The 6,320-nt window shown below is 61.4% G+C and carries 9 protein-coding genes and 2 pseudogenes; 8 read left to right on the plus strand and 3 right to left on the minus strand.

Annotation, left to right across the window (positions count from 1 at the left end; all coding sequences use genetic code 11):
* A pseudogene (locus tag EN969_RS35990) lies at positions 1-172 on the minus strand (AraC family transcriptional regulator); the annotation flags it as partial.
* 86 nt (positions 173-258) lie between these two features.
* On the opposite strand from EN969_RS35990, the gene EN969_RS12605 reads away from it, so the two are divergent.
* Entirely contained in the window at positions 259-789 is a 531-nt protein-coding gene (locus EN969_RS12605) for a hypothetical protein (protein ID WP_063167938.1), read from the plus strand.
* 160 nt (positions 790-949) lie between these two features.
* Positions 950-1,579, plus strand: coding sequence for a MarC family protein (locus EN969_RS12610; RefSeq protein WP_013531832.1), 630 nt, complete (start codon positions 950-952; stop codon positions 1,577-1,579).
* A 33-nt stretch (positions 1,580-1,612) separates the two neighbouring features.
* Here EN969_RS12610 and EN969_RS12615 read toward each other — a convergent pair whose 3' ends face one another.
* Complete coding sequence (locus EN969_RS12615) at positions 1,613-2,038, minus strand: OsmC family protein (protein ID WP_063167937.1); 426 nt, start codon at positions 2,036-2,038, stop codon at positions 1,613-1,615.
* 135 nt (positions 2,039-2,173) lie between these two features.
* Positions 2,174-2,695, minus strand: coding sequence for a single-stranded DNA-binding protein (locus EN969_RS12620; protein ID WP_063167936.1), 522 nt, complete (start codon positions 2,693-2,695; stop codon positions 2,174-2,176).
* Positions 2,696-2,878: 183 nt separating this feature from the next.
* Between EN969_RS12620 and EN969_RS12625 the strand changes: the two genes are divergently transcribed.
* The 6 genes and pseudogenes from EN969_RS12625 to EN969_RS12650 all read left to right on the plus strand — a co-directional run.
* Positions 2,879-3,298 (plus strand): cupin domain-containing protein, encoded by a 420-nt coding sequence (locus EN969_RS12625; protein ID WP_013531835.1) that lies wholly within the window; start codon positions 2,879-2,881, stop codon positions 3,296-3,298.
* A 44-nt stretch (positions 3,299-3,342) separates the two neighbouring features.
* The gene (locus EN969_RS12630; protein ID WP_013531836.1) at positions 3,343-3,657 is read left to right on the plus strand and encodes a metalloregulator ArsR/SmtB family transcription factor; all 315 of its coding nucleotides are present in this window, start codon (positions 3,343-3,345) and stop codon (positions 3,655-3,657) included.
* A complete protein-coding gene (locus EN969_RS12635; RefSeq protein WP_063167935.1) occupies positions 3,654-4,145 on the plus strand; it encodes an SRPBCC domain-containing protein in 492 nt (163 codons plus the stop codon). Before EN969_RS12630 ends, EN969_RS12635 begins: the two co-directional genes overlap by 4 nt.
* Positions 4,146-4,165: 20 nt before the next feature.
* On the plus strand, positions 4,166-4,771 hold the full coding sequence (locus EN969_RS12640) for an ATP-dependent Clp protease proteolytic subunit (RefSeq protein ID WP_063167934.1): 606 nt from the start codon (positions 4,166-4,168) through the stop codon (positions 4,769-4,771).
* Positions 4,772-4,859: 88 nt separating this feature from the next.
* On the plus strand, positions 4,860-5,156 hold the full coding sequence (locus tag EN969_RS12645) for a hypothetical protein (RefSeq protein WP_063167933.1): 297 nt from the start codon (positions 4,860-4,862) through the stop codon (positions 5,154-5,156).
* 692 nt (positions 5,157-5,848) lie between these two features.
* A pseudogene (locus tag EN969_RS12650) lies at positions 5,849-6,320 on the plus strand (excinuclease ABC subunit A); the annotation flags it as partial.

The raw sequence follows: 6,320 nt of genomic DNA on the forward strand, positions 1-6,320 counted from the left end.
TCGCTACCGTGCCCAGCAAGGCACGGTAGCGAAACGTGCCGCTGGTGACCGCGGCGACACAGAAATCCTGATGCGCTTCCTCGAACGGCCGGTCGCCGGCGCTAGCCGTGCAGATCACATCCGCCACATGCCAGCCGGGTCCGGATGCGAGCGTATGCGTGGTCGCTGTCATGACCGGAATATAGCAATTTTTCCCAAGCCCAGAACCTCGTAACCGCCTATTCCCTCCCAATCTCCTGACAAGAAGAGGCCACAACCATGTTCGATCAATCTTCGTTTGCCGATGCCCTGCATAGCCCCGGACCGATCGAAGGCCTTGCCGAAAAACTGAGCCTTTACGGCCGCTTCGTCGGCGCCTGGACTTTCGACGCCTCGCGCCACCTCGAGGACGGAACGGTGCTGACAGGGCGTGGCGAGGTGCATTTCGGCTGGGTGCTGGAAGGCCGGGCGATCCAGGACGTCTGGATCCTGCCCGCGCGGGACACTGGTTCCCAGCCTTCGCTCGGCAAATGGACTTTTTATGGCACGACGCTGCGCGTCTATGATCCCGGCGCGGATGCCTGGCACATCTTCTGGAGCGACCCGCCCAACCAGTATTTCAGCCGCCAGCTCGGCCGCGCCGAGGGTGACACGATCGTGCAAGTGGGCGCCGACGGCACCGGTAGCTCCGTACGCTGGGGCTTTTCACGCATCACCGAAAACGCCTTCCGATGGCTGGGCGAGCGCTCGCACGACAATGGCGCGACATGGCGGCTGGAGGTCGAGTTCCTGGCGCGCCGAGCGGTTTGATCGCCGAAGAATGCAGCAGCCCGGAATAAAAGCGTCGCGACCCTTTGCGCCCTCCGCTGTCTCGCCGGCATCAACCACTTTCTCACGAACAGTTCCCACCGAACGGGCTTTGCTCTACCAATTATCCTGGTACGGGCACGGCCCGGCGGGAGGGTCAGAGATGCCGAGTTTCGACAGCCTGTTCAACGCGTTCGTCACCATTCTCGTGACCATCGATCCGCCCGGCCTGGCGCCGCTGTTCCTCGCCGTGACGCGCGGCATGAACCGCGAGGAGCGCCAGCAGGTTTCCGTCCGCGCCTCGATCATCGGTTTCCTGGTGATGGCGCTGTTTGCGGTTGCAGGCGCCTCGATCCTGTCGGTGTTCGGCATCACGCTGCCGGCTTTCCGCGTCGCCGGCGGTTTCCTGCTGTTCTTCATCGCCTTCGAAATGGTGTTCGAGCGCCGGCAGGACCGCAAGGAGAAGATCGGCGACGTCGCCATCACCAAGGACATGATCCACAACATCGCCGCCTTCCCGCTGGCAATCCCGCTGATCGCGGGTCCCGGCGCCATTTCGGCAACTGTGCTGCTCTCAGGTTCCTTTCAAGGCTTTGCGGCGCAGGCGGCGCTGGTCGGCATCATCTTCGTCTGCCTTGCCATCACCTATCTGGTGTTCGTGCTGTCGGAACGCATAGACCGCATCCTCGGCCAGACCGGCCGCTCGATCCTGACCCGCCTGCTCGGCGTCATCCTGGCAGCACTGGCCGTGCAATTCGTCGCCGACGGCATCAAGGCGCTGATAGCGGGCTGACAGGCTGACGCGGCGAGAATCTCAAAGCCGGCTCTATCTCGCCGTCGTGTCGATGACCTCGAAATCGTGGGTAATCGTGGCGGTCTTGGCAAGCATCGCGGAGGCCGAGCAATATTTTTCGATCGAAAGGTCGATCGCGCGTTTCACCTTGTCGCTGGAGAGTTGCCTGCCCTTGACGACGAAATGCATATGAATGCGGGTGAACACTCTGGGTTCGGTTTCCGCCCGGTCGGCTTCGAGCTCGACAACGCAGTCCTCGACCGCGTCGCGCCCCTTTTCGAGGATGTGCACGACATCATAGGCCGAACAGCCGCCGGTGCCGATCAGCACCAGCTCCATCGGGCTCGGTCCCGGCGTCCTGCCTTCCGGTCCGGGCGCGGTTCCCAGCACCAGTTTGTGGCCGCTACCGGACTCGCCGACGAAGGTGCGTTCCTCGACCCATTTTACGCGTGCTTTCATCGAACTCGTCCTTCGCCATATTTCGTTGATCGCCATGTCGGCGTTCAGTTCGACAATGCAAAACCCCGAAAGTCCATGATGGACTCTCGGGGCGCAATGTTTGACTTAAGCCAAAAACAACATCTGCTGTTGCGATCAGAACGGGATTTCGTCGTCCAGTTCGCGCGACGAACCGCCACCGCCGCCGCTCTTGGCACCGCCACCACTGCGATTGAAGCCTTCGCTCGGGCTGGACTGGCCGAAATCGGAACCACGGCTGCTGCCGCCACCGGCATAGCCGCCGACTTGGCCGCCTTCACCCTGCCCGCGCGCGTCGAGCATCTGCAGCTCACCGCGGAATTTCTGCAGCACGACTTCCGTCGTGTACTTGTCGGCGCCGGTCTGGTCCTGCCATTTGCGCGTCTGCAGCTGGCCCTCTACATAGACCTTCATGCCCTTCTTCAAATACTGCTCCGCCACCTTGGCGATGCCCTCATTGAAGATGACGACGTTGTGCCATTCGGTCTTTTCCTTGCGCTCGCCGGAATTCTTGTCACGCCAGCTTTCCGACGTCGCAATGCGAATGTTGACGACCGGCTCGCCCGAGTTGAGGCGACGGATTTCGGGATCCGCGCCGAGGTTGCCGACCAAAATGACCTTGTTGACGCTACCCGCCATGATATTTCTCCGCGCTCATCCGAAACAAATTTTTTTGTCGCAGCACCTTACAGGCTGCAGGCGTCAGCCGCTTGCCGTGGCTGCCTTTACCCACAAGGTTTTTGTTCCCTGTTCGTTCTATGGTGCAGATGACGTTCTGTCAATGTTTGTCAGCAAGATGTAGTGTCCCGGCCGGAAATTTCCATGAAATCGGATCTGACCGGGGGCGATCAAATGAAGTCTGTCGCACATGAGGACCAGCAGCGCGAGCAATGGCGAGCAGGTGTGGAAACACGCATGCATGTGTCGGCCAGCAATGGTGCATCGCAACTTTGCATATTCGAGCAATGGGTCGAGCCCACGGTCGGCGCCCCAACGCATTGGCATCCCGTGGAGGAAGTGCTGACCGTTATCGCCGGTAGGGCTGAGATGTGGATCGACGATGAGCATACAGTCGTGACATCGGGCCAGTCTCTCGTTGTCCCCGCGAACAGGAAACACGGGTTCAAGAACGCCGGCACTGGAACGCTTCACATCCACGCCGTCCTTGCGTCGCCGATTTTCGAGGCGACGTTCGATGGGCCTGCCGGAATGGTGAGACGCTGGCTTCCGACAATCTCGTAAAACAGTGCTTGCCAAATCAATAAGTATTCACTTATGCTTTTGACATGATCGAAGCAGAGATTTTTCGCGCACTGGCCGACCCGACGCGCCGCGCCGTCTTTGAGCGGCTAGCCGCAGGCGAGATGAGCGTGTCGGAATTGCGCACCGGTATGACGGTGTCGCAGCCCGCGGTGTCGCAGCATTTGGCCGTCCTGCGTGGCGCAGGCCTGGTGGTCGAGCGGCGAGCCGGCCGCAACGCCTATTACCGCGCCGATCCGCAGGGGCTCGCTCCCTTGCTCTCCTGGATCGAACGCTACCGGACTTTCTGGCCGGAACGCATCGAAAGGCTGAAGGCGGTTTTGAAGGACATGGATCAATGAACGACAGGGGATCAATGGCCGACGAAAGCCATCGCGAAGTCTCTCCGGATGCGCTCGAGTTCGAGTACGACCTTGCCGAGCCGCCGGAAAAGGTCTGGCGGGCCCTGACCGTACCGGAATTGCTCGCCGCCTGGATGATGCCCAACGACATGAGACCCGAGATCGGCAACCGTTTTGCCTTCGCCGGGACGGGCGCGCCGATCGAATGCGAAATCCTCGACGCCGAACCCGAGAAGTTGCTGCGCTATTCCTGGCGGGAGCAGCCGGGCGACGCAGCCAGGCAGGATCCGCTCGACAGTACCGTCACCTTCACGCTTGCCCGCACCGCTTCCGGCGGCACGCATCTGCGCATCGTCCACGACGGTTTTGCCCGCAAGGCCATGCCGGCCATCGCCATGGCAGGCGCCGGCTGCCGTCTTTCGCTCGGTTTGCGCGCAATTGGAAAGCCCATCGCCGCGAACGCACCGCGCCTTCTGCGCGCGGCATAATAGAAAATCGGAGAAGAAAAATGAGCGGTGTTGCCAGTCTGGTGCCGATGGTCATCGAGCAATCGAGCCGCGGCGAACGCGCCTTCGACATCTTTTCGCGGCTGCTGCGCGAGCGCATCATCTTCATCAACGGCGAGATCAACGACGACATCTCGGCGCTGGTCTGCGCGCAGCTTTTGTCGCTGGAATCGGACAATCCCGACAAGGAGATCTCGCTCTACATCAACTCGCCGGGCGGCGTAGTGACCAGTGGTTTCGCCATCTACGACACGATGCAATATATCAGCTGCCCGGTGTCGACCGTATGCATGGGCTTTGCGGCATCGATGGGCTCGTTCCTGCTGATGGCAGGCACACCGGGGCGCCGGATTTCCCTGCCGAACGCCACCATCCTGCTGCATCAGCCGCTGGGCGGGTTCCAGGGCCAGGCCTCCGACATCCAGCGCCATGCCGAGCGCATCGGCAGGACGAAACGGCACATGGCCGAGCTCTACGCGCAGCATTGCGGCCGTACCTATGAAGAGGTCGAGCGCACGCTGGACCGCGACCACTTCATGACCGCCCGCGAGGCGCAGGCATGGGGCATCGTCGACCATGTTTTCGACACGCGCAAAAAGGCGGCGTAAGCCAGGGCCGGAGCGGAGTCCGGCCGGCTGCCGAAGATTTGACGATGCCGGTCTGGTTCCATCGGCGGCGCGCCACTATAGTCCTGGGATGACCGACACTCATCCTTCCAGACCACTGCGCCCCGTCATCGCCGTCGTGGTGCTCGCTTTTGCCAGTCTCGTGAGTGGCGCGGCTCTTGCAGAGGACAGTTCGCCGTCGACGCAAAAAAGCGCCCTGCCCGGCGTGACCGGCGACTACCGCATCGCCAAGCCGGCTCCCGAGCCGGACGATGCGCTGCCGGCCGGCGAGAACGGCACATTCAAGATCGGCGATACGGATGTCAGGATTTCCGGCAGCATCACCGTCGATGTCGGCGCCGACTCGATCGGGCCGCCGCGTCACTGAGTGCGCGCGGAAATGAGCGTTCCCCACATAAAACGGCCCCGCCGTGCCTTGGGCAAACGGACGGGGCCTTCTGGATCTCAAATCCAACTTTGCCGGGAGTGTACTGCCGGCGTTTGATTTCGGATGCACCGCGGCGTTCGGCCGACGATCCGACTAGCAGTCTCTGATTTTTAGGGGATATGGCAGGTCACGGTTTGCCGGGTGGCGCAGACGCTAAACCCTGGCACTTATGCCTGCCGCGGCTCCAGTGACAACTGGAACCCTAGGGGACGATCCGGTGGCGTCATAGCTCCGCTCCTCTGTCCGTTGCGATTGTTGTCAATTCGAAGCACAAATCGCAAATGCCTGCGGCGTCTCGCAGGCCGCCTTTGGGCGGCGAGGCCATCGAAAGACGGCCGGCTTCGTTGACTTCCGGAGACTGCGCTCCTGGGTTGCCCGCGTCAACCATCAATAGCCGGTTACCGAAAAACGTGATCGCCGGGAGGTTACGTACAAGTCAGTTTTTGCACAGCTTTGTCAGGAGCGTGTTCGGCCTTTGTTCTTTCCGCTTGCCCGTTCACGCGAAAGACGCTTAAACGCTTTTGTCGGGAATTGTGGCGTCTCTCGACGTGGCGGCAAAACTACCTACATAGGGGATGGCCGGGAAAACCCGCCATTCCAGGAAATTCCAGATTCTGAGGCGGCGACCGGCTATGGCCGACCATAAATATCTTTCCATTCGCGGGGCGCGCGAACACAATCTGAAGAATGTCGATCTCGACCTGCCGCGTGACAGCCTGATTGTCATGACCGGCCTGTCGGGGTCCGGCAAGTCATCGCTTGCCTTCGACACGATCTATGCCGAGGGCCAGCGCCGCTACGTCGAAAGCCTGTCGGCCTACGCGCGGCAATTCCTCGAAATGATGCAGAAGCCTGACGTCGACCAGATCGACGGCCTGTCGCCTGCCATTTCCATCGAGCAGAAGACCACATCGAAGAACCCGCGTTCGACGGTCGGCACCGTCACCGAGATCTACGACTATATGCGCCTGCTTTTTGCGCGCGTCGGCATCCCCTATTCGCCGGCCACCGGCCTGCCGATCGAGAGCCAGACGGTTTCGCAGATGGTCGACCGCGTGCTGGCGATCGAGGAAGGCACGCGCCTGTTCATTCTGGCGCCGATGG

Origin of the sequence: Mesorhizobium sp. M7A.F.Ca.CA.003.01.2.1, from assembly GCF_003998945.1 — a bacterium.
GTDB classification, from domain to species: domain Bacteria; phylum Pseudomonadota; class Alphaproteobacteria; order Rhizobiales; family Rhizobiaceae; genus Mesorhizobium; species Mesorhizobium ciceri.

Excerpts from the sequence above, each read along its gene's own strand:
- EN969_RS12605 (WP_063167938.1), top strand. The coding sequence starts at position 259 with ATGTTCGATCAATCTTCGTTTGCCGATGCCCTGCATAGCCCCGGACCG.
- EN969_RS12610 (WP_013531832.1), top strand. The coding sequence starts at position 950 with ATGCCGAGTTTCGACAGCCTGTTCAACGCGTTCGTCACCATTCTCGTG.
- EN969_RS12615 (WP_063167937.1), bottom strand. The coding sequence starts at position 2,038 with ATGAAAGCACGCGTAAAATGGGTCGAGGAACGCACCTTCGTCGGCGAG.
- EN969_RS12620 (WP_063167936.1), bottom strand. The coding sequence starts at position 2,695 with ATGGCGGGTAGCGTCAACAAGGTCATTTTGGTCGGCAACCTCGGCGCG.
- EN969_RS12625 (WP_013531835.1), top strand. The coding sequence starts at position 2,879 with ATGAAATCGGATCTGACCGGGGGCGATCAAATGAAGTCTGTCGCACAT.
- EN969_RS12630 (WP_013531836.1), top strand. The coding sequence starts at position 3,343 with ATGATCGAAGCAGAGATTTTTCGCGCACTGGCCGACCCGACGCGCCGC.
- EN969_RS12635 (WP_063167935.1), top strand. The coding sequence starts at position 3,654 with ATGAACGACAGGGGATCAATGGCCGACGAAAGCCATCGCGAAGTCTCT.
- EN969_RS12640 (WP_063167934.1), top strand. The coding sequence starts at position 4,166 with ATGAGCGGTGTTGCCAGTCTGGTGCCGATGGTCATCGAGCAATCGAGC.
- EN969_RS12645 (WP_063167933.1), top strand. The coding sequence starts at position 4,860 with ATGACCGACACTCATCCTTCCAGACCACTGCGCCCCGTCATCGCCGTC.